The 21,651-nt window shown below is 60.1% G+C and carries 20 protein-coding genes and 1 tRNA gene; 6 read left to right on the top strand and 15 right to left on the bottom strand.

All coding sequences use genetic code 11. From position 1 onward, the window contains the following. Positions 1–183: 183 nt before the first annotated feature. A tRNA-Leu gene (locus SYN60AY4M2_RS04375) sits at positions 184–263 on the top strand. 324 nt (positions 264–587) lie between these two features. Here SYN60AY4M2_RS04375 and SYN60AY4M2_RS04370 read toward each other — a convergent pair. From SYN60AY4M2_RS04370 to SYN60AY4M2_RS04355, 4 genes are all read right to left on the bottom strand, one after another. Next, a complete protein-coding gene (locus tag SYN60AY4M2_RS04370; RefSeq protein ID WP_240527723.1) occupies positions 588–2,330 on the bottom strand; it encodes a glycosyltransferase family 39 protein in 1,743 nt (580 codons plus the stop codon). Positions 2,331–2,756: 426 nt separating this feature from the next. Then, the gene (gene ftsY / locus SYN60AY4M2_RS04365; protein ID WP_099812367.1) at positions 2,757–4,196 is read right to left on the bottom strand and encodes a signal recognition particle-docking protein FtsY; all 1,440 of its coding nucleotides are present in this window, start codon (positions 4,194–4,196) and stop codon (positions 2,757–2,759) included. 90 nt (positions 4,197–4,286) lie between these two features. Beyond that, entirely contained in the window at positions 4,287–5,135 is an 849-nt protein-coding gene (purU, locus tag SYN60AY4M2_RS04360) for a formyltetrahydrofolate deformylase (RefSeq protein ID WP_099812366.1), read from the bottom strand. A 318-nt stretch (positions 5,136–5,453) separates the two neighbouring features. Continuing rightward, on the bottom strand, positions 5,454–5,801 hold the full coding sequence (locus tag SYN60AY4M2_RS04355) for a TatA/E family twin arginine-targeting protein translocase (protein WP_099812365.1): 348 nt from the start codon (positions 5,799–5,801) through the stop codon (positions 5,454–5,456). A 201-nt stretch (positions 5,802–6,002) separates the two neighbouring features. Between SYN60AY4M2_RS04355 and secA the strand changes: the two genes are divergently transcribed. Further along, on the top strand, positions 6,003–8,858 hold the full coding sequence (gene secA / locus SYN60AY4M2_RS04350) for a preprotein translocase subunit SecA (RefSeq protein WP_168173359.1): 2,856 nt from the start codon (positions 6,003–6,005) through the stop codon (positions 8,856–8,858). A gap of 82 nt (positions 8,859–8,940) precedes the next feature. On the opposite strand, the gene SYN60AY4M2_RS04345 is transcribed toward secA, so the two are convergent. The 6 genes from SYN60AY4M2_RS04345 to sixA all read right to left on the bottom strand — a co-directional run bounded on the left by SYN60AY4M2_RS04345 (position 8,941) and on the right by sixA (position 15,265). Continuing rightward, positions 8,941–9,699 (bottom strand): PspA/IM30 family protein, encoded by a 759-nt coding sequence (locus tag SYN60AY4M2_RS04345; protein ID WP_099812364.1) that lies wholly within the window; start codon positions 9,697–9,699, stop codon positions 8,941–8,943. A 37-nt stretch (positions 9,700–9,736) separates the two neighbouring features. Then, a complete protein-coding gene (locus tag SYN60AY4M2_RS04340) occupies positions 9,737–10,447 on the bottom strand; it encodes a polysaccharide deacetylase family protein (protein WP_099812363.1) in 711 nt (236 codons plus the stop codon). A gap of 9 nt (positions 10,448–10,456) precedes the next feature. Next, positions 10,457–12,964 carry a U32 family peptidase gene (locus SYN60AY4M2_RS04335; RefSeq protein WP_099813236.1) on the bottom strand — a complete coding sequence of 836 codons (2,508 nt, stop codon included), beginning with the start codon at positions 12,962–12,964 and terminating at the stop codon, positions 10,457–10,459. Positions 12,965–13,120: 156 nt separating this feature from the next. Continuing rightward, complete coding sequence (locus SYN60AY4M2_RS14620; RefSeq protein WP_011429657.1) at positions 13,121–13,246, bottom strand: hypothetical protein; 126 nt, start codon at positions 13,244–13,246, stop codon at positions 13,121–13,123. 31 nt (positions 13,247–13,277) lie between these two features. Further along, on the bottom strand, positions 13,278–14,471 hold the full coding sequence (locus SYN60AY4M2_RS04325; RefSeq protein ID WP_099813235.1) for an RNA-guided endonuclease TnpB family protein: 1,194 nt from the start codon (positions 14,469–14,471) through the stop codon (positions 13,278–13,280). 230 nt (positions 14,472–14,701) lie between these two features. After that, positions 14,702–15,265, bottom strand: a complete 564-nt coding sequence (gene sixA, locus SYN60AY4M2_RS04320) for a phosphohistidine phosphatase SixA (protein ID WP_083759151.1) — start codon at positions 15,263–15,265, stop codon at positions 14,702–14,704. A gap of 190 nt (positions 15,266–15,455) precedes the next feature. On the opposite strand from sixA, the gene trxA reads away from it, so the two are divergent. The 3 genes from trxA (at position 15,456) to SYN60AY4M2_RS04305 (ending at position 17,703) form a co-directional block, all read left to right on the top strand. Further along, a complete protein-coding gene (gene trxA / locus SYN60AY4M2_RS04315; RefSeq protein ID WP_011429660.1) occupies positions 15,456–15,797 on the top strand; it encodes a thioredoxin in 342 nt (113 codons plus the stop codon). 132 nt (positions 15,798–15,929) lie between these two features. Then, entirely contained in the window at positions 15,930–17,000 is a 1,071-nt protein-coding gene (locus SYN60AY4M2_RS04310) for an LOG family protein (RefSeq protein WP_011429661.1), read from the top strand. A gap of 22 nt (positions 17,001–17,022) precedes the next feature. Beyond that, complete coding sequence (locus tag SYN60AY4M2_RS04305; RefSeq protein WP_011429662.1) at positions 17,023–17,703, top strand: phosphoribosylanthranilate isomerase; 681 nt, start codon at positions 17,023–17,025, stop codon at positions 17,701–17,703. A gap of 22 nt (positions 17,704–17,725) precedes the next feature. Here the strand turns inward: SYN60AY4M2_RS04305 and SYN60AY4M2_RS04300 are convergent, their stop codons facing one another. The 3 genes from SYN60AY4M2_RS04300 to SYN60AY4M2_RS04290 form a co-directional block, all read right to left on the bottom strand. Continuing rightward, positions 17,726–18,601 (bottom strand): helix-turn-helix domain-containing protein, encoded by an 876-nt coding sequence (locus tag SYN60AY4M2_RS04300; protein ID WP_099812362.1) that lies wholly within the window; start codon positions 18,599–18,601, stop codon positions 17,726–17,728. 64 nt (positions 18,602–18,665) lie between these two features. Next, complete coding sequence (locus SYN60AY4M2_RS04295; protein ID WP_099812361.1) at positions 18,666–19,490, bottom strand: pseudouridine synthase; 825 nt, start codon at positions 19,488–19,490, stop codon at positions 18,666–18,668. Between the two features lie 38 nt (positions 19,491–19,528). Continuing rightward, positions 19,529–19,930, bottom strand: coding sequence for a hypothetical protein (locus SYN60AY4M2_RS04290; RefSeq protein ID WP_228375431.1), 402 nt, complete (start codon positions 19,928–19,930; stop codon positions 19,529–19,531). 84 nt (positions 19,931–20,014) lie between these two features. Here SYN60AY4M2_RS04290 and SYN60AY4M2_RS14030 point away from each other — a divergent pair, with 84 nt between their 5' ends. Then, a complete protein-coding gene (locus SYN60AY4M2_RS14030; protein WP_168173306.1) occupies positions 20,015–20,206 on the top strand; it encodes a hypothetical protein in 192 nt (63 codons plus the stop codon). A 191-nt stretch (positions 20,207–20,397) separates the two neighbouring features. Here the strand turns inward: SYN60AY4M2_RS14030 and rbfA are convergent, their stop codons facing one another. After that, a complete protein-coding gene (gene rbfA, locus SYN60AY4M2_RS04285) occupies positions 20,398–20,847 on the bottom strand; it encodes a 30S ribosome-binding factor RbfA (RefSeq protein WP_011429667.1) in 450 nt (149 codons plus the stop codon). Between the two features lie 193 nt (positions 20,848–21,040). After that, on the bottom strand, positions 21,041–21,651 hold a 611-nt coding region (locus SYN60AY4M2_RS04280), incomplete at its 5' end, for an RNA-guided endonuclease TnpB family protein (protein WP_143597015.1).

The raw sequence follows: 21,651 nt of genomic DNA, 5'->3' as shown, positions 1-21,651 counted from the left end.
TGCAAGACTTGCTGGAAGAGATCAAGATCAACTACGTAGAGCGCCTCTCCCAGGAAGATCTGGAGGAGGTGATGGAGCAAACCCGCAAGCTGCGGCAAAAAGCCCAGCAACTCGAGCAAGCCCCCGGCGCGTAGGGGTGGTTGACGAGGTTTCGCCGGTTCAGTAGGATAATGGTTCAAGCCTGGGCGAGTGGCGGAACTGGTAGACGCACCGCACTCAAAATGCGGCGGGAAACCGTGTCGGTTCGAATCCGACCTTGCCCATGGCAAAGCGACTCTAGCCTTGGCGTTTGCTCTTGAGAAGGAGCTGCCTCCATCGACAGGATCCCACTCCGGCAACTGGCTTTTCCGAGCTGCGTAAACTACCCGGCTCCGACCGCCCCCCCTTCCCTCCCAACCCCCCGTATACGGGGGGCAGGGGGATTGAGGGGGGTACAGTGCGGGGCTGCTGCGGCTTCTAGCTGAGGGGTTCCGGTTAGATGGCAGCCCAGAAGCCTGCAAAGCCGTGAAGGGTACCTTGCCGATTGCCTGGGGAACCTGGGCTCCTTTGGGGGATGGCAAGCTGGCGGTGGCCTTTGGGGTCTTTTGCTAGGGAGAGGGAGAAAGCTCCCCGCCGGCTGATCCCAAGCGGCGCACCAGTTGCCAACCCTCTACCTCGGCCAAAGGCTGCAGCCCCAAATCCTGGAGCGATAGCTGCTGAGCTTGGACGGGAGAGACCCACAGGTAATCCCCATGTTCTCCTGCTTGCAGGGCGGCGTCATCCACCCATCGCCCTGGGTTGGGGGTGTAAAAGGCGATGGCCTGGGCCTGACAGACATCTGGCAGACCACTGCGGCCAATGTCCACTACGGGGAAATCGCCCTTGTCAGAGCCCAGCATCTGTTTCCAGTCCAGCTGGGCAAAGGCAGGATTGAAATTGCCGAAGTCAGGCCGCAGGACAATGCTGACCATGGTGAGGATGCTGGCAGCTAGGAGCGTGCCTACCCAGAGTTCGCCGGCATAGTGCAGCACCCGCCGCCAGCTCCAGAGCACCGGCAAGAGCAGATACAACAGGCCGATTGCCACCAACGACCAGGCATGGGGTTGGAGCAGACCCAGTCCCTCAACATCCCGCTTGAGGGCCACCCCCAAACCCAAAAGCAGCGTCCCCACCGCCGCCAGTCCCCAAGAGAGCACCTGGGCTAGGGGGGGTTTGTTTCGCCGAGAACCTCGTCCCGCTGTTGCCACCGAGCCGGTGCGGAGCGGAAACGGCAGAGCTTGATCGAGGACTACCCCCGCCAGGAGAGCCAGCCAGGGATAGAGCTGTACCGTGTAGTAGGGGGTTTTGGTGGGGTAGAGCTGCAAGAGCAAAAACAACAGCAGGGGGAAAGACCAAACCAGCAGGGTGGATCCCGGCTTTTGCCGCAGCAGCAGCCAGCCTCCCACCAAGGCCAAAACCGTCCAGGGGGAGCCATGGATCGGGATGTGCCAAAAGTAATACCAGCCGGTGGCATCGGCATGGAAGGGTTCTTGCCCCAGATCCCACACCTTCCCCACCAAAGCAGCTAACACCTTTGGGCCGTGCACCCCTACAGCCGGCACTAGCCACAGGCCAAAGATCCCCAAGCCCAGGCCAATTGCCAGCCAAAATTGGGCAGATCCCAGCCAGTGCCGCCGCTGCTGCCACAGGTAGGGGATCAAAGCCACCGCCGGCAGCAGGATCATGGCGCTCTTCATCAAAAGGCCCAGTCCAAAGGCCACTCCCGCCAACCAGAACCAGCGCCGGTGGCCGCGGATGCCGTTCACTAGGCCTAGGATCCCCAGGAGCTCCAGGCAGGTTAGAGGCACATCCTGCCCCACCAGCCGCCCCTGCTGCACCCAGAGGTAGCAGAGGGGCAAAACCGCCATGCCCAAGAGGGCCGCCCGGGTTGGCAAAAAGGCTCGCCCAATCCAGCCCACCAGAGGAATAGAAAGCAGAGCCGCCAGGATCCCGGGCAGCCGCGCCGCCCATTCGTTGATGCCGTAGAGGGCAAAGCTGAGGGCCACGCTCCAGGTGAGCAGAGGGGGTTTCTCGAAAAAAGGCTCCCCCAAAAAAGTCGGCCCCAGCCAGTTGCTCCCCCGCAGCAGCTCGCGGGCCATCTGGGCATAAAAGCTCTCGTCGCAGCCGGCCAAACTGGGATCCGCCCCCGAGAGCACAAACAGCGGCACTGCCAGGCCCATGATCACCAGGCTCAGGCCCCAAAAGGACAGCAGGTGCGGGTCGCGGCGAAACTGCACAAAAGAGCTGGATCCGGGCAGGGATCCCCCGCCAGGAGAACTGCCCAAACGGTTGGGGTTGCCGAAAGGACGCATGAACAAGCCCTCTGGAACGACACCAAGTAGCCGCTCTGACCAGACTAAACTCTGCGACAAGGGATCTGGCCTTTTTTTAGCGCTACGCACCACTGACGCGAAGGGGAAGCTCCAGGGATCCAGAGGCGCTCTCCAGCTTATCTGCCAGACAGGTCAAGCCCTGAAACCAGCATGGGGTTGCAGGTGCAGTTCGACCATAGTAGAAGTTCTCCCCCGTCGGTGAACTCCCAAAACTCAGCCCTGGTGGATCGCAGCTCTTGGCAGATGCTCTCAACAGCCTCGACAACACCGAGGTGGCCACCAGTTCTTGCAGAGCCTCTGCATCCTTCCCGCCCCCACCGGTTTCAGGCGGCGAGGGCGACGCCCAACCCAATTGGGAGCTGTGGGTATCTCGTTCACGGTGGCTCTGCCCAGCAAGGGGCTGCCTCAATACTCACTTAGCAGAGCTTCCACAAACTCGTAGCTGGAAAAAGGCCGCAGGTCCTCCAGCCCTTCGCCGGCGCCGATAAAGCGGATGGGCAAGTGCATCTGCTGGGTAATGGCCAGGGCAATCCCCCCCTTGGCGGTGCTGTCCAGCTTGGTGAGGATGACGCCGGTTAGCTTGGCCACTTCGGCAAACACCTGGGCCTGGCGCAGGCCGTTTTGCCCTTGGGTGGCATCCAAGACCAAGAGGCTTTCCACCTTGGCTTCGGGAGCTTTCTTGTCAATGATGCGGCGGATCTTGGCCAGCTCCTCCATCAGGTTTTTCTTGTTTTGCAGGCGGCCTGCCGTATCCACCAGCAGCAGCTCCGTACCTCTGGCCTTGGCGGCGTTGATGGCATCAAACACCACGGCTGCCGGGTCGGCATTGGGAGACGGGTTGGCGATGACATCCACCCCCGCCCGTTCTGCCCAGATCTTGAGCTGCTCGACGGCAGCAGCGCGGAAGGTATCGGCGGCAGCAATTAGACACTGGTAGCCGGACTCGCGGGCCACATGGGCAATTTTGCCGATGGTGGTGGTCTTGCCCACCCCATTCACGCCGACGATCAGCCAAATGTTGAGCCTGCCCCGCTGCGGCGCAAAGGTGGGATCCCCTACTGTCAGCATCTGGCGCATCTGCTGCTTGAGGTACTTCACCGCCTCCTCGGGGGGCACCACCTCCTCGCGCATGCGTTTTTGCAGGGCCTGGATGATCTGCTCAGTGGCCTCAACTCCCACATCCGCCTGCAGCAGCATCGTCTCAATTGTTTCGACCGCCTCTTGATCAAGAGGCCCCCGGCCTATTAGAGCCTTTAACTGGTTGATCAGGTTGAGGCGGGTTTTGCCCAAGCCTCGCCGCAGCTTTTGCAGCCAGGAGATCTCTTCTACGGAGATCTCTTCGGGCTTGCGCCCTTGGGCTGCCAGGATCTCGGCTGACCAGCGAAAGCCCTCGTCGAAAACCACCTCTTCCGCCGCCGGCTCTGGGGGCGGGGCAGCCACGGCTGCCGCCATTGGCTCCGGTTCCTCCACAGCGGTTGCCTTTAGGGCTTGCAGGCGCTCGGCAGCACGGGGGGCCAGATCAAAGAAGGAGGCCGCAGCAGCCGACTGCTCAGGAGGCGATGGGGGAGAGACTGCCTCAGTTGCTGCAACTGCTGGGGCAGAGCCCTCGCTTGCAGGCGATTCTGCTGCAGGGGTGGCTGGGGAGACAACCTTTGCTTGAGTGGCTTGGGCAGCAGCTCGCGCTTTCAGGTTGGCATAGGCGGCCTTGGCAAAAGCCAAATAGTCCTCCGGCGACATCGCTGCCGACTCTGCCGCTGGGGGAGGCGTCGACTCGGCATTTGGGGGAGAAGATTCTGCTTCGCCCTTGAAGTCGGTGTAGCGACGGCGAAACCAATCGAAGGCCATAATCCCACCTCTACTTTTGTTTTCCAGTTTGGCAGAGCAGCTCTCTTTCGGGAGCGCGGCTCTGCAATCCTGGGGAACGGCGCAGCTCCTTCAAGCGAACACCACAGTCTTGTTGTGGTAGACCAGCACGCGATTTTCCAGGTGATAGCGCACGGCCCGGGCCAGGACTAGGCGCTCCATGTCGCGGCCCTTGCGAATGAGGTCGGCTACTGTGTCGCGGTGACTTACCCGCACCACGTCCTGCTCGATGATCGGCCCTTCGTCCAGCTCCTCGGTGGCGTAGTGGGCGGTGGCGCCGATGATCTTGACGCCCCGCTGGTGGGCGCGCTGGTAGGGGTTGGCGCCGGCAAAGGCAGGCAGGGTGGAGTGGTGAATGTTGATCACCGGCGGCGCCTGGCGGAGCAGCCACCCGCTCAGCACCTGCATGTACTTGGCCAAGACCACCAGGTCAATGCGATATTCCTGCAACAGGGCGAGCTGGCGGGCCTCTGCCTCGGCCTTGTTCTCCGGAGAAACAGGGATGTGGTAGTAGTCAATGCCAAAAGAGCGGGCCAGCGGCTCCAAATCGGGATGGTTGCTGATGATCAAAGGAATCTCCGCCAGCAGCTCCCCAGCCCTCTGCCGCCAGATGAGATCCAGCAGACAGTGGGGCTGCTTGCTAACCCACACCGCAATGCGCCGGCGCGTGTCGGAAAAATGCAGCTCCCAGTTGGCCTGGATCCCGCGGGCAATCCCAGAGAAAGCGGGGACAATCTCCGAGCGTTCCAAGCGAAAGCCCTCTAGGTCCCACTCGATGCGGCTCAGGAACAGCCCTGCCTCGAGATCTGTGTGGTGGTCGGCGTGAAGAATGTTGCCGCCGTAACTGTAGATAAAGTTAGAGAGCTTGGCTACCAGCCCTTTTTGATCGGGGCAAGAGACCAACAGGGTGGCCGTGGGCATAGAGGCGCAAAGAGCTCGCCCCTTTACCCTAGGGCCTGGATCGGTCTCCGAGCAAGCACCCCTGGCCAAGGGGTTTCAGTCCTGTCGGTTGATCTCCTGCAACAACCAGGGATCCACCGGCCGACCATCCCAACGCCTGAGGTCGATGCGAATCCCCATCGTCGCCGAGGAGCCGGCAGGGGGCAGCTCCTGGTGAGATCTCGGAGTCGGAGGGGTTTTGGCCGTGTTGCCGCAGCCCGGCTGCTACCTCCGCCGGAGCAAAACGAACAGGTGCGTGATCTCCATGCCGAAACAGAGCAGGTTGCAGCGGGGCATAGACTAGGCAGCATCCGCCGTTGACGAGCCCTCGGACGGGGATGCGGCGGCCACAGGCTCTGCTTCGGCAGCCGGCTTTGTGGACGGGTCGGCTGTGCCGGTCAAGTTGGTTTGGGTTGGGGCTGGAGCTGCTGTTTTGGCGCCCTTGGGAGCGGCTGTGCGGGCGGCCTTTTCCAGCTCCTCGGCTTCCTGGGTTAACTGGGCCTCAAACTCTCTGGCGGCATCCTGCAAGCTGCGCAAGGTTTTGGCTAGGGCACGGCCAATCTCCGGCAGCTTGCGCGGCCCAAACACCAAGAGGGCCACCGCAAAGATAACCAGCATTTCCGGCAGTCCAACGCCTAGAAAGTTCATAAGCCCTGGGATCCCTTCGCTTCCCTAGCCTGACATCTTCTTGCCCTTGGCCGCAAGCACTTTCCCCCCTCCAGGGCTTGGGGCTTTCTTGGCAAAGGGCTGTTGCCGTCTTGGCTGGGCTGGCCGGCCAAGCCAATTGGAATGGTAAAATTGCGCTATATCGCTACTTTAATGATTGGCCTAGGCTTGCCCATGCTCCAAATTCTCCAGAAGCTCCTTGGGGATCCCAACGATCGCAAGATCCGCAAGTACCTGCCTGTTGTCAAGCTGATCAACTCGCTGGAGATTGAGATCGCCTCCCTTTCGGATGCGGAGCTCAGGGCCAAGACCACCGAGTTTCGCCAGCGCTTGGATAGAGGGGAGTCCCTCGACGATCTCCTGCCCGAGGCTTTTGCAGTGGTGCGGGAAGCGGCCAAGCGGGTTCTCAACTTGCGCCACTACGATGTGCAGCTCATTGGCGGCATGGTGCTGCACGAGGGCCAGATTGCCGAGATGAAAACTGGCGAAGGGAAAACCCTGGTCGCCACCTTGCCTGCCTATCTCAACGGCCTGACCGGGAAAGGGGTTCACATCGTTACTGTCAACGGCTACTTGGCCCGGCGGGACTCGGAGTGGATGGGGCAGGTGCACCGCTTCCTGGGCCTGACCGTCGGCCTGGTGCAAGAGGGCATGTCCACCGACGAGAAGCGGCGCAGCTACCACTGCGACATCACCTACTGCACCAACAGCGAGCTGGGCTTCGACTACCTGCGGGACAACATGGCCACCGACATCAAAGAGGTGATGCAGCGGCCCTTTAACTACTGCATCATCGACGAGGTGGACTCAATCCTGATTGATGAAGCCCGCACTCCCCTGATCATCTCCGGTCAGGTGGCTCGCCCCTCCGAAAAATATCTGCGGGCAGCCCAGGTGGCGCGGGAGCTGATCCGAGATGAACACTATGAGGTGGATGAAAAAGCCCGCAACGTCATCCTCACCGACGAAGGGTTTGAGGCGGCGGAGCGGCTGCTGGGGGTCTCCGACCTGTTCGATCCCAAGGATCCCTGGGCGCACTTTGTCTTTAATGCAGTGAAGGCCAAGGAGCTCTTCATCCGGGATGTCCACTACATCGTCCGCAACCAAGAGGTGGTGATCGTGGACGAGTTCACCGGGCGGGTGCTCCCCGGTCGCCGCTGGTCGGACGGGCTGCACCAGGCGGTGGAGGCCAAGGAGGGGGTGCCGATTCAAAACGAGAGCCAAACCCTGGCCACCATCACCTACCAAAACCTCTTCCTGCTCTACCCCAAGCTCTCCGGCATGACAGGCACTGCCCGCACCGAGGAAGCCGAGTTCAGCAAAACCTACAACCTAGAAGTCACGGTGATCCCCACCAACCGGCCCATTCGCCGCAAAGATGCCCCCGATTTGGTGTACAAGACCGAAAACGCCAAGTGGAAAGCGGTCGCCGAGGAGATTGCCCACATGCACGCCCAGGGGCGCCCTGTTTTGGTGGGAACCACCAGCGTGGAGAAATCCGAACGCCTCTCGGCCATGCTCAAGGAAATGGGGATCCCCCACAACCTCCTCAACGCCAAACCGGAGAACGTGGAACGGGAGGCGGAAATCATCGCCCAGGCAGGACGCAAAGGTGCTGTAACCATTGCTACCAACATGGCCGGGCGGGGCACGGATATTATTTTGGGCGGCAATGCGGAGTACATGGCCCGCCTCAAGCTGCGGGAACGGCTGATGCCCAAGCTGGCCCAACTGGACGCCGACAACCCCCTGGGATCCGTTCCCATGGTGGGACGGGGCGGTGGGCAAGGGTTTGGCGGAACCTCGCCCAAGCCGAAAAAATCCTGGACGGTGGTCTCTCCCAACTTTTACCCCTGTGAGCTGTCGGCCCGCACCAGCCAGGCTTTGGACGAGGTGGTGGCAGCCGCAGTGGCCAAGTACGGGTTGAACCGTCTGCCGGAGCTGGTGGTGGAAGATCTCATCGCGGTGGCCTCGGAGAAGGCGCCGGTGCAGGATCCTCTGATCTTGCAACTGCGGGAGGTCTACAACAGCATCAAGGCCGAGTACGAAAAGGTCACAGAGGCCGAACACGAGGAGGTGGTGCGGCTGGGGGGCTTGCATGTCATCGGCACGGAGCGCCACGAGTCCCGCCGCATCGACAACCAGTTGCGGGGCCGCGCCGGACGGCAAGGAGACCCTGGCTCCTCGCGCTTTTTCCTCAGCCTAGAAGACAACCTGCTCAAGATCTTCGGTGGCGAGCGGGTGGCCAAGCTGATGGACATGTTCCGGGTAGACGAAGACATGCCCATCGAGCACCCGCTGCTTTCCAGCAGCCTGGAGAACGCGCAGCGCAAGGTGGAAGTGTATTACTTTGACCTGCGCAAACAGGTGTTCGAGTACGACGAGGTAATGAACAACCAGCGGCGGGCCATCTACTCGGAGCGGCGGCGCATCCTGGAAGGGGAGAACCTCAAACCCAAGATCCTGGACTACGTGCGCAAGACCGTTGAGGAGATCGTGCAAGCCCACGTCAACCCGGAGCTGCCGCCGGAGGAGTGGGAAATCGACAAGCTGACCGCCAAGATGCAGGAGTTCGTTCCCCTGCTCAAAGAGAACCTCAAGGCCGACGACTTGCGGGATCTCTCCTATCAGGAAATCCTAGACCACCTGATCAAGCAGGCGGAGCTGGCCTACGAGGCCAAAGAGGCTTTCTTGGATACGTTCGAGCCCGGCTTGATGCGGAAGGCGGAGCGCTTTTTCCTGTTGCAGCAGGTGGACACCCTCTGGCGGGAGCACCTGCAGCAGATGGAGGCGCTGCGGGAAGCGGTGGGCCTGCGCGGCTATGGCCAGCGGGATCCCCTCATCGAATACAAGAACGAGGGCTACGAGCTGTTCCTGGAGATGATGGACAACATCCGCCGCAACACGGTCTACAACCTGTTCGTTTTCACGCCCCAGCTCGTGCAAGTGCCACAGGTGGCACAAGCCGTCCCGGCGCAGGCAGTGGCTGCCAGCCCCGAGACCGGTGGGGTGGTGGAGGCCGATTTCGCCGAGGACTAGGTTTACCCTATCTCCTGGGAACGACACCTCAGCGTAAGGAAAAGCCCCGACAAGGCGGAGCAATAGCCAGAAGGGATCCCCACTATTGGGGAAGCCGCTTCTCGAAATCCAGATCCGGCAAGGGCAGATTGGCCGAGCCGCCTCCTTGGCCGGTGAGCATGGCCAGGCGGCGGGAGACCTCGTCGTCGAGGGCCATTTCGTCAAGCTGGGCGGCAAGTTGCTCGCTGCGATCCTCGGAGAGCTCGCTGAGGGCGTGGACCTTGAGCTGGCGAGCCTGGATGGCGTTCTTGGCCGCCTCAAATTGGGACTTGGCCGAGTCAATGCTATAGGCGTTGTTAACGCGGGTCATCTGTTCAAGGGCTTTGTTCACCTCGTAGATGTCTTTGAGGTTGCTCAGCTCGCTCTTGTAGGCCGCCAGCCGCTCTTTTTCGCGGGCCAGCTTTTGCTTGGCAGCGGTGACGTAGCGCTCTGCTGTTTCCACATTCTCCTTAAGCGGGCCGAGAATCGCTTCAATGCGCAGCGCTTCTGCCATGGCCAGGCGGGCGGCTTCTTGATCCCCCCGTTGGGCGGCCAGGCGGGCTTTGTTCTCCAGGGCCCGGTACTCGCGCACCTTTTGCATGTATTTCTGTTCGGCGCGCTGGTAGGCGGCCACCTGGGTGGCGACGGCTTCGGTGAGGCGTTGCACCGTTTCTTGCATGGCCCGCAGCGATTCTTCTGCCACCATCACCGCCCCTGTGCCGCCCTTGTCCACTGGGATCCCCCACAGCCAGTTCCAAGTGCCGACAATAACGCTGCCGGCCCGCTGCCCAAAAATGCCGTAGATGATCTTGCGCGCGCCCATGGCTTGCCTCCTTGTCGATGGCTGACTCCTACTGTATTCAATCTTTTCCGCAACTGGGAAGGTCTGCGGGATCCGGCAGGCCGGCAAAGTCAAACCCCTCTTCTCTCAAGGCCGGGATCAAACGGCGGACTACCTCGGCTACCTGAGATCCCCCCTGGACGCCGTCGTGGAGCACAATCAGGGAGCCGGGCCGCACTTGGTTGAGCACCCGCTCCACCACCACGGCCACCGGCGGGCAGAGCCAATCCTCCGGCACCACACTCCACATCACCGGTAGATACCCCCAGGAGCGCAAGTCGGTTAGCGTCCGGGGCCAGAAGAGACCGTTGGGGGGGCGCACAGCCCGATACTCTTCTGGGGTGCCGCCACAGGCAGCCACGAGGGTATCCTGGCTGCGTCGCAAGCTCTGTAGCAGTTCGCCTCGGCTAAGCTGGGTAAACGAGCGGTGCTGCCAGCCGTGCAGGCCAATGCCGTGGCTCTGTTGGCGGATTTTCCGGGCCAGGTGGGGCCAGCGCTGCACCCGTTCCCCCAACACAAAGAAGGTGGCTGGTACCTGAAACTCCTGTAAAACTTGCAACAGGGTCGGCGTGTATTCAGGGTGAGGGCCATCGTCAAAGGTAAGGGCCACCTGTCGCTTCTGAGGATCTGGCGGTAAGTCCCAGAGAGCCTCAGGAAAAAGGGTCTTGAGGCCCTGCTGCAGAAGGGGGTAGAGGGCAGAGGGGAGGATCTGCGGCGGCCAAAAGGGCATAGATTGACCTCAACTTTCCAGAGAGCCCCTTGTTACCCCCAACTGGCTGTACAGCTTTAGCTCCCGCCACAGTTGAGAGCCACTCATCTGGCCCTGGAGGAGCTGTTGATAGCAGCGTAGGGCTTGCTGAACCTGCTCGGCAGACTCCTGCAAGAACTCAATGCGCAGATATCGCAACCCCAGCGCCAGGAGCTGCGACACATATTCTGCCCCAGTTTGGGCTTTGCCATTGTAGAGGGTGTTGCGGCAGCCAGCATCGGCTTTCAAAATGTGCTCCACATTGGCCCTGTCCCTCAGCCTTACTTCGTGCTTTTCGCAGGGGCGGCCACAGTTGGTGTAATCCGTGCCACTGGACAAAAAGGCGCAGAAGACGCAGTGCTCCATGTGGAACATGGGCATGTGCTGGTGGATAGTAACCTCGTACCAATGGGCAGGGCCAGCCTGCAGCAGGGATCCCAGTTGCTCATGGTTGAGGTCATAGGAGGCCGTCAGGCGCTCCAGGCGGTAGCGGCTTTTGAAATAGTGGGCGGTGAGGGGATTGGCCACGTTTAGGGAAAAATCGCCGATGCAGCGCTGGTTGGCGAAAAAGCGTAGGTGGTCGTAGTTTCGCACCAGGTAGCCATCGGCTCCTGCCGCCAGCACCTGTTTTAGAATCCAAGTTTCCCCCGGCTTAGTGATGCGGGGCGGGGCCGCCCACAGCTCCACCTCGGGGTGAGAAGCTCTGGTAGCGCGGATAACTTCCCGGTAGCGGCGGGGATCCTCAAACTCCAGGTAGATCTGCCGGATGCCACAGGCAATTGCCGCCGACAACTGGGCTGGCTCCCGCACCAACACCACCAGCTGGGGCAATCCCGGCTCGGCTGGCTCTAGGGGAGGCAGCAGGTCTTGCCAGCGGGCTTCAGGATTGAGCTGCCAGCGGCGGGGCCGGGCCCGCAGCGCTTGCAACTGCTCCACCGCCTGGCGCCGCATCTGGTTGAGGACGCTGACCGGCAGCATCACCTCTCCCTCCAGGGCGTTGTGCAGGGATCCCAGCCGGAAGGGCGTGCCCCCTAGGCGGCCCAGTTGCTGTCGCAGCTTCTCGTCGGTGAGGGGCTGCTGGCGAGCGGGCTGCAAAGGCATGGGGGAATCCACCTGCACCACGTGGCCCTCTTCATCGCGCAGGATGAGGGTCAGGGGCAGTCCGGCCTGGCCATGGACTTCCAGGTGGACGGGGCGGCGGAAGCGGGGCTGATCCCCGGCATAGCTCTGGCGCAGGCGCTTTTCTAGCTCCGGGTCGCTGGTCTTCCAGAGGCGATCCCCCACCCGCAGGCGTTTGAGGTCAATTGCCCCCTGGGCAAAGCTCAGCCAGGCCAACCCCTGCTTCTGGTGCACGCGGTAAACTCGTCCCCCCTGCTCCGGCAGCTCTGGCTCCCCCTGGTCAAACACCACGCCATCCCCCGCCTTGAGGGGGGCCTCTAGGCGCACTCCCACTTGATCCCCCTCGATCCTCACCACCTGCCCTAGGTAAACGCCGCGCTTTTTGCCAAAACGGGCGTGCACCAGCTTTTGGTTGTTGATGCCTCGCAGCCAGCCGGTGGACAAGCCGCGGGAAAAGCTCATCTCCAGCTCATACCATTCCTGGGCTGAGGGCTGCCACGCCTGCCCTGCCCCCAGAGCGTCCAAGGCCCGCCGATAGATGCGCGTTACATTAGCTACATATTCCGGCGATTTCAGGCGGCCTTCAATTTTCAAACAGTGGATCCCCAGCTTGACCAGCTCCGGCAGCACCTCCAGCCCGGCCAGATCCTGGGGGCTGAGCAAATACCGCTTCTCGCCCAAGTCGCGCCGGATCCCGTCCACCACCAGCTCATAGGGCAGGCGACAGGCCTGGGCGCATTCTCCACGGTTGGCCGAGCGTCCTCCCAGGGCTTCGCTGGTCAGACATTGCCCGGAGTAGGCCACGCAGAGGGCCCCATGGACAAACACCTCCAGAGCAATTGGGGATCCCCTCTCTTCCAGATGGGCGCGGATCTTGGCTATTTCCTTGAGGGAACACTCCCGCGCCAGCACCACCACCTCACAGCCCAGCTCGGCAGCAAACTCCGCTCCCACGCCGCTGGTAATAGTCATCTGCGTCGAGGCGTGGATGGGGAAATCGGGAGAAAGATGCCGAACCAGGCGGGCAATGCCGACATCCTGCACAATGACCGCGTCTACTCCCGCTGCTGTCATCGCGCGGATGTACCGTTCCGCCTCCTCCAGCTCCTCGGGAAAGACCAAGGTATTTAAAGTTACGTAGCCCCGCACCCCGCGCCGGTGCAGCCAGGCCATCAGCTCCGGCAAATCCGCTTCGGTGAAGTTGCGGGCGCGCAGGCGAGCGTTGAACCGTTCCAGCCCGAAATAGATGGCATCGGCTCCGTTTTCCACCGCCGCCTTTGCACACTCCCAATCCCCCGCTGGCGCAAGCAGCAGCGGCAGCTCGGCGGGCAAGGCCGCCGCCAGACGTTCGGTTTTGAGGGAACTTATCGAAGCGCTCATGAGAAGAACCCTGAGAAAAAACAAGGGATCCTCTCCCATTCAAAAGCAAAAAACCTGAGAGCAGGATCCCCCTTGCCTCAGGCCAAGCCCTACTGCCGGCGGGCCCTTGACAACGCAAAAGACCGAGGTCTCAGAAAGCCTCAGACCGTCCGCCAACTACAGCGCTAGCAGCACATTCAGGATCCCGGTGAGAATGGCACTGAACAGGGCCAGCGTAATGTAGCGGCCAACAGCCGGGTCTTCCCCCAGGAGCCGGTCGGAGGCGCTGATGGTAAAAAACAAAGACCACGCGTAAACTACCCGGCTCCGACCGCTAAGCGGTACGGAGCGGGCTTTCAGTAGCCCTGAGCCTGTTCTGCTCTACCAGAGAACAAAACAAGCCCGGACCTCTAGGCTGGTTTACGACAGCCCCCAAAAGCGCAATCACATTCGCACCATTCAAATCCGCATCCCCTTCCCATCCACAGTGCCCACACTTGAACGACTTGCCACTGCGGTAGGATTGCGCAGGATCGGGATGGATGTGTAAACATTTGTGACAGGTCTGCGACGTGTAGGCAGGCGGCACAAGAACCAGAGAAACCCCTGCAACTCTCGCCTTGTATTCCAGAAACTGGCGTAGCTGGTAGAACGCCCAACTGTTGGCCCTGCGCCGCTCGACTTTGCTGCGTGGCTGTTGATTGACCCTTTCCCGGATCCCTGTCAGGTCTTCCAGGGCGATAGCGCTGTTGGTAGCTTTTGCCCTAGAGACAATAGCTTTAGAGATGCGATGATTGACCCACGCCTGAAAGCGCCTCTCCTTGCCAGACAGCCGTTGCAACAGTTCTCTGCATCTGCGCCGCGAACTGCGGGTGCCCTTACTGGCTTTGCGTTGGAGTACCGCCCTCAACCGGGAGTAGTGGTCTCGGACTTTGTTCAACTGCTGTCCATTCCAGTTGTCCCCCTCTGACGTATGGGCAATATCTGTCCTCCCCAAGTCCACCCCGATCACCTTGTCGGTATCTTGTTGCTTGGGTGGCTTTTTCTCTACGCAAATCTGGATGTAGTAGGAGCCATCCTTCCGCTGGACTAGGGTGGCAGCTTTTGGGTTAGAACCAGCCAGCATTCCCCTCTGGTAGTTACCAATGGCTAGCTCAAAGCGTTCTCTCCCTTCAACCGTGGTCAGCGACACCGTCCAGTCTTTCTCGCGGAATGAAAAGATACGTGCGTCGTAGGTAACGAACCTACGCTTGAACTCTTTAACCGGACGGTTGCGCTGTCTCGCCACTTTGCGAGCGCCTGCCACCCGTCTGCACACCTGTTGAGCCAAGTTACTGGACAAGCCGAACCGGGCCCGGATTTCGCGGTAGCACAGAGACTGGAGCTTAACGGCGTTGGCGACTTTCTCGGGTGTGTTTTGGTTGACCCAGTTCAAGGCTTGGCCAAAAGCCTCCAAAGTCGCGTCCAATTTGGCGGCTTGCGACGGGGACACCTTGAGCTTGCAGGATATGGTCAGGACTTGGCTCATAAGTTCATTGTACTTCATCAAAGCGCATTCCTCCCGACACTGACCCTACGGGTACAGTGCGGGGCTCCTGCGATTTCTAGCTGAGTGGCGTTGATGGTCTCAAACTGGTTGAATTCAGGGGTGAAGATCTTAGCCATCGTGAAATGCTGCCTACGCCTGGGTGTTTGTACCACCTTAACAAAAGTTAACGCTAGCTGCCACGTTCGCACAGCTACATCAGGGGGGCAGAGTCAGCGCAATATCACTTTGGGAGAAAGCAACAACGTCAGGGATCCCTGGCAATAGTCGATACGGCCTTCTGCAAAGCGCACCTGGGCCAAGCCTGCCTTTTTGAGGGTAATGGCCTGGGGATTGGCCGGCTGCAGGCCAATAGCCGCCTGTATCCACAGGCTCAGATCCGGCTGGTGGCCGACCAAGGCCAGAGACGTGAAGGGATCCCGCTCCGCCTGCCAGCGCACCAGGTCGGCGAAGCTGCCGTCCGGGGCCAGCGGCTCAAACACTTCTAGAGCTTCGGCCAAGTTCTCGTCGAAAAAAATCTCCGCCGTCTGCCGCGCCCTCACAAGGGGACTGGTGAGCAGGAGATCCCACTTCCAGCCCATATCCTTGAGTTGGCGGGCAATTTTGCGGCAGCGCTTGCGTCCCTCATCGGTCAAGGCGCGAAAAGCGTCCTCCACTCCCGCTTGCGCTTCTTCGGCTATGCCGTGGCGAATAAAATCCACAGCCACTTCCTGGACGGAAGCCCGCTTCTCGGCTTCAGCCTGATTGCTTCCCTCTGGCCCGAGCTCAAATGTCATCGGCCCTTGCACGCTTTCTCACTCCTTCAGTCCAGAATACCCCGCTCGGCTTGGAAAAAGCTCGCCTGTTCAGCCTGACCCTCCGGCAGAAAATTGCAGGCGCCTGCTGCGGCCTAAAACAAAAGCCCAGAAAGTTGTGATAGGATTGCTTGAAGTGACAGGTATGTACTGTTTCAGGAGTTCTCCAAGCATGTCTGCAGCAATAGACGTCGCTGATGCTACCTTTGAGGCAGAGGTGCTGCGTAGCGATATTCCGGTCTTAGTGGATTTCTGGGCGCCCTGGTGTGGCCCATGCCGGATGGTGGCTCCTGTGGTTCAGGAGATAGCCGAGCAGTATGCCGGCAAGGTTAAGGTTGTGAAAATTAATACAGACGAGAATCCCCAAACTGCCAGCCAGTATGGCATTCGCAGCATTCCCACTTTGATGCTCTTCAAGGGAGGCCAGAAGGTCGATGTGGTAGTCGGCGCTGTGCCCAAGGCAACTCTAACGACAATTCTGGAGAAGCACTTCGACACGCCTGCCGAGAGCTAAGGTCCTAGCAGGAGGAGCGGCCCTCAACGCTTCAGAGCGCTATGTTTGGATCCGGGGGTAAGGCCTAAGTAGCATTTAGCGTCGATAGCCTATTGCAGTAAAAAGTAATGACAGAGAACTCTGGATTCTGGCTTGGCTGATTCCCTTTCTTCTCTTCTCCAGGAAATTTTCTCCAACGCCGAGACTCGTCTGAAGCAGTTGGAGCATCACCCCAACCGGACGGCTTGGCTGCGCGTTTTGCAGTCGCTGCAGCGGATGGGATCTCTGAATCTCAGCCGCCTGGACGCTAAGATCCTAGCGGCCACGCTTGAGGATCTGGAGCAGGGCTTTGCGGCCTTCCAGAACTATGTCCATCAGCGCAAGGTAACAGTTTTTGGGTCGGCACGGGTAGGGCCGGACAGCCCGGAATACCGCCAGGCACAGTTGTTCGCCCACTGCATCAGCCAGCGAGGGTTCATGGTGCTGACGGGGGGCGGCGGTGGGATTATGGAAGCCGGCAATCGGGGCGCAGGGCTGGAAAACTCGTTTGGGCTGAATATCCAGCTTCCCTTCGAGCAGATGGCCAATCCTGTGATTGCCGCCAGCGATCGGGTAATTAACTTTAAGTATTTCTTTTCACGCAAGCTCTTTTTTGTCAAAGAAACCGATGCGCTGGTGCTTTTCCCCGGTGGCTTTGGTACGCAGGATGAGGCTTTTGAATGTCTGACCTTGATGCAAACCGGCAAAACCAAGCTCATGCCCTTGGTGCTGGTGGACAAGAAGGGCGGTTGCTACTGGAAAGAATGGGATGAATATGTGCGGGAGCATCTACTCAGCCGCGGCCTGATCAGCCCGGAAGATCTCTTCTTATACACCTTAACCGACGATGTAGGGGACGCCTGCCAGCAGATCCTAGATTTTTATCGCATCTTTCACAGCAATCGCTATGTGCGGGAACTGCTGGTTTTGCGCTTGAATGCCAAGCTCTCGCCCCAGGCTCTGGATATCTTAAACGAAGAGTTTGCCGACATTCTCGACTCGGGCCGGATCGAGCAAACCGAGGCTTTGCCGGAAGAAGCAGAGGAAGAGATTGCCCATCTGCCGCGGCTGGTGATGCACTTTAACCAGCGTAACTTTGGACGGCTGTGGCAAATGGTGCGCCGGATCAACACGCTTCATCCAGCACAGCCGGATCGTCTGCAAATGCGCCCCGACCAAAAGTAGGGGATTGTCGGAAGGGATCCCAATGGGCCGGTTGTTTGTCAAAATCTGCGGCATCACCCGCCAGGATCAAGCGGAGGCTATCGCCGCGCTGGGGGTGAGCGCTCTTGGGTTTATCGCAGTGCCCAACACGCCGCGCTATTTGCCTCTCTCCCAGGCCCGCTGGCTTGCCTCCCTACCCCGCCATGTGGAAAAGGTGGGGGTCTTTGTGGATCCGGATCCCCGTACCATTGCCACCTGGGTGGAAGTGGGCGGCCTCACGGCTGTTCAGCTCCACGGCCGGGAATCGCCAGAAGAGTGCCGGCAACTGGGAGAATGGCTCCCTGGCATTCGCCGCATTAAGGCCCTGCGCATTCGCCACCTGGCAGATCTGGAGGCAGCCCACCTCTACGGCGACTGTGTGGAGGCTCTGCTTCTGGACGCCTATCACCCCCAGCGTGCGGGTGGCACTGGGCAAACCCTCAACTGGCCAGAGTTGGCCCACCGCTCTCTGCCCTTGCCCTGGCTCCTGGCCGGTGGCCTCACCCCAGACAATGTTCTGCAGGCCCTCAGCCACCTCCAGCCCAGCGGCATTGATCTCTCCAGCGGTGTGGAACGCCAGCCGGGCGACAAAGATCTGCACAAAGTCTGGCGTCTGCTGCAGCAGTTGGAATCCCAAGGGTGGCAAATCGCTTCTGCCCTACCTCAACCCAATCAAGGCCTTTAGCCCCTCCGTCCAAGCCGGATCCCTATTGCAAGGATTGGAAGGATTGAATGTCTAGCCCCGGCTCAAACATCAGCTCTTTCACCTCTCCAAACCTTCCCATCACTCCCAGATCGCGGTCGTTGAAGGTCACCAACACCCCGCCGGCATTGCCGGCGCGCAGCACAATCGATCGCTCGGCTTCCCAGTTCAGCTCCGCCCCCGGCTGCAGGGTGGCCTCAAAAACGGTTTGTCCATCGGCAATGACTCGTAGCCAGGAGGGACGCTCTACCACGCGAATATCAAGGCGCACCGGCTTGCGCGGCGGGGCCTCCAACACGTCGGGGAAAACCCCCTGGATGCGCGTCCACTGATCCAGTGTGGGAAACATCTGGCGAAGGGTCGGTTCTGGGCTGCGCCCAGGGGAGTCAGCTGCTCGCGGCTGCGACTGGGATCCCTCGCCGCTTTGTAGGCTGGCCAGCCAATGCCCAAAGGGGTTGCCCGTGCCGTCCAAAAGAGCCGACAGCCCTCCCACCGCCAGCACGACCAGCACCACATAGGCGGCCCAAAGGTGAAAGGGGCGCAGGGCAAAGGCCGGCTGTTCGCCAACAGCAGTAAGAGGAGGGAGCGCATGGGGCGTTTTGGCAGATAGGAGTGGCAAAGCTTGCCGAGATAAAGCCTCGCCATCCAGCCCCAGATAGTTGGCATAGCGCTTAATGAAGCCTTGCACGTAAACCGGCTCCGGCAGCCGACTCAAGTCTGCTTCCTCCAGGGCCTGCAGATATTGGGAGCGGATGAATGTATCGTTGGCTACATCTGTCAACGTCAGCCCCCGTGCCTCTCGTGTTTGCCGCAACAGGGATCCCAGGGCTTCCAATCGCGTTAGCGGGACCGAGTCCTTAGAGCGTTCCGACTCTTGCATCGTTCGGCTACCTGCGGAAGAGAGGAGGCTAGTGTGAGATTGTGCGCACAGTTCCCACAGCTAATTATGAAGAGGGACGGAAAGAGTGCAAAGAGGCGCTTCTGAACAGAGCCAAGCTGTCGGTACCGGCAAGAGGGGCTAGCAGAGCCTGAACCTCTTGGGGCTCCAATAGGCGGAACTGACCTGCCTTTAGGTTTCCGAGGTGCAGCGGGCCGATTGCTTCCCGATGCAGCCTGAGCACCGGATGCCCCAGCTGCTCCGCTACGCGCCGAATTTGCCGGTTGCGCCCCTCAAACAAAACCACCCTCAGCCACGAGGAATTGGCATCCTGCCTATACCCAAAGTTGGGAGCAGGGCAGAACTCCACCTCTGCCGGCAGAGTGGTGTACCCCTCTAAGTTTACTCCGTCTCGCCACTGTTGCAGGGTAGCCCGGCTCGGACGCCCCTGTACCTGCACCCGATAGATTTTGGGCAGATGATAGCGCGGATGGGTCAGCTTCAGCGTCAGGTCGCCATCGTTGGTGAGCAGCAGCGCCCCACTGCTGTCTGCATCCAGTCGGCCCACGGGATAAAGGCGGATCTGCCGGTTCCAGGGCGGGGGAAGCAGATCCAGCACCGTCTTGCGCCCCCACGGATCCTTGCAGGTTGACAAAACCCCCAGGGGCTTGTGCAGGAGCAAAACGTAGCGGGCTGGATCCCCGAAAGGGATCACCCGTCCATCCACCTCGACGCGATCCCGTTCGGGATCGGCTTTAAAGCCCAGCTCGGTGACCACCTTCCCGTTCACCCGAATGCGCCCGGCCAGGATCCAGGCTTCCACCTGGCGACGGGAGGCCAGCCCCTGTTGAGCCAAGAGCTTCTGGAGCCGTTGGGGTGTCGCCCTAGGCATGGGGTCACAAGAGAAACAGCGATCGGAGAACGGGGCTGCTAGGCAGCAGAGTCTTCGGATTTCGAGAGCAGATCCGGCAGTTCCGCAGGACTGGAGGCCAATAGCAGCATTTCTGACTTCGACCCTGAGCTATCTCCCAGGGAATAGCTGAGGCCACAATCAAATTCTTCTGCCAGCCGGCAGACTTCCTTGAGATCTCCCACCGACCAAATGCTCCAACTGCTCCGAATCTGGTTATCCACCCACACTTGCACGCGGTTGCCTTCGATGTGAATGATGCGCTTGGGGTTGGCTTCTGAGGCCCGGCCTGTAGACTCAACCAAGGCCTCCGGCCCGCTGACGCCAACGGAAGATTTTTGCCTCAAAGCCCCCAGAGCAGCCATTAACTGCGGCAGAGCCAGTAAAAGGTGCTGGGTGGCTTGTTGGGGTTGCCCTTTCAAGCAGGAAACCAAAGCTTCGGCAACACTCTGGTTCAGAGCTTGCAGAGCTTGGAGTGGAGTAGCACCCGCTAAAGCGGGATCCGGTTGCAGTGGGCTTTGAACATCCATGAAAAGGCAGAAAAGGCACAAACCGCAACTTTACAGCCCTTTCGCCGGTTTACGGCAGCGACGGTGCTGCCCATTGGGGCAGAAGGCCCCGGTTGGCGTAAGCATGCCGCCGACATTGAGCCCTGTACAGATGAGATGGCCGGGGAAAAGGCCGTATGGCTTCCTTAAGCCTAACAAATCCAAAAACTTCTCCGTGAGACAACATTGCTTTGAGGTTGTCCGCATCGCTGCGAAGCCAAGGCCTCTCCGGTCCACTTGGTCATTCAGGTAGGTTCTTTTCTCGCTTGTGCAAAGCAGGCGGAGCTTTAGCGCAGATCCCCCAGGTTGGCACGAAAGTGGGCAACTCTTAAAGCGAGCAACTATTGTTGTTCGCTCAATTCGTCTTCTTCACCCCCAGGGGTGTCCGCCATCCTTCCCTCAACCCCAGGGTGGGATCCCTCCTGTTGTTGGGCCTCAGCGGGCTGTCTCAGTTGGTTGAGCAGGGCCAGAACCCGGGATCCCCGCTCCAAAGAGCGATCCTGCAAAAACACCACCGTCGGCACCCGTCGCAGGCCGAGGCGCTGACCGATTTCCCGCCGCACGAAGGGAGTGGCGGAAGCCAGCCCCTCCATGGTCTGCTGCTGGGCCGCTTCATCGCCATAGATGCTGACGAAGATGCGGGCATTTTGCAGGTCATTGGAAACCTCTACGTCCACAATGCTGACCATCCCTGCCCCCACCCGGTCATCTTTGATCTCCGAGAGCAGGATTTGGCTGACCTCCCGTTTGATCAGCTCGGCTACCCGTGCCACCCGTCGCGCTGTCGCCATTTTTCTGTCCTTAGGTTCCTATCTTCTGCAAACTTGCTCTGGCCGGTTGCCGGCGGCTCCTTAGGTGGTGCCAGCTTCTCCTCGCCATGTCCTCAGAACAGTAGCAGATGCTACGCGCCTCTTCTCCTTCCCCCTCTATTCTGGGTCCATGTCCACCCTATCTTGAGTATGAATACGTGACGTACTCCCGCACTCATGCTGACGCATAGAGTGCAGGCTTCCCAGTGACTCCTGCCCAATGGCAGGACATTTCCTGAGCTTGAAGAACGGGACGCCCCACCGCTCTGGATTTGATGACCCTGGCTGAGTTGTGATCCCTGCCAATCCTCAACCCACAGTGCGGACAATCGTGCCACCGCTCATGCAGCTCTTTGGGCACCTCACGACCACACCCCGAGCACCCTTGACTGCTGCCGCGGGGATCCCCTGCAATCGTCAACAGCCCAGCTCTTTCAGCCTTGGCTGCCAGAATTTGCAGGAACTCACCCCAACCGGCGTCATGGATAGATTTGGCCAACCTTGTCCTTGCCAGACCTTTGATGTTCAATGCCTCATGGGCTATGTGTCTCCCTTTTTGCAAAAGCTGATGAGCAACTTTGTGGTGGAAATCCCGGCGCTGGTTGGCTACTTTCTGATGTGCCTTGCTCAACCTCTTGACCGCTTTCTGGTAGCGGTTTGACCCCTTCTGCTTGCGCGATACAGACCGTTGCAGCCGCTTGAGGGGCTTTTGCGCCCTACGGTAATGCTGAGGAACCTCAACCGCCTCACCCTCATCGGTGACCAAGAAAGAGCTTAGCCCCAGGT

Origin of the sequence: Synechococcus sp. 60AY4M2, assembly GCF_002760375.1 — a bacterium.
Taxonomy (GTDB): Bacteria; Cyanobacteriota; Cyanobacteriia; order Thermostichales; family Thermostichaceae; genus Thermostichus.
This window is presented reverse-complemented; position numbering and strand designations above follow the sequence as displayed.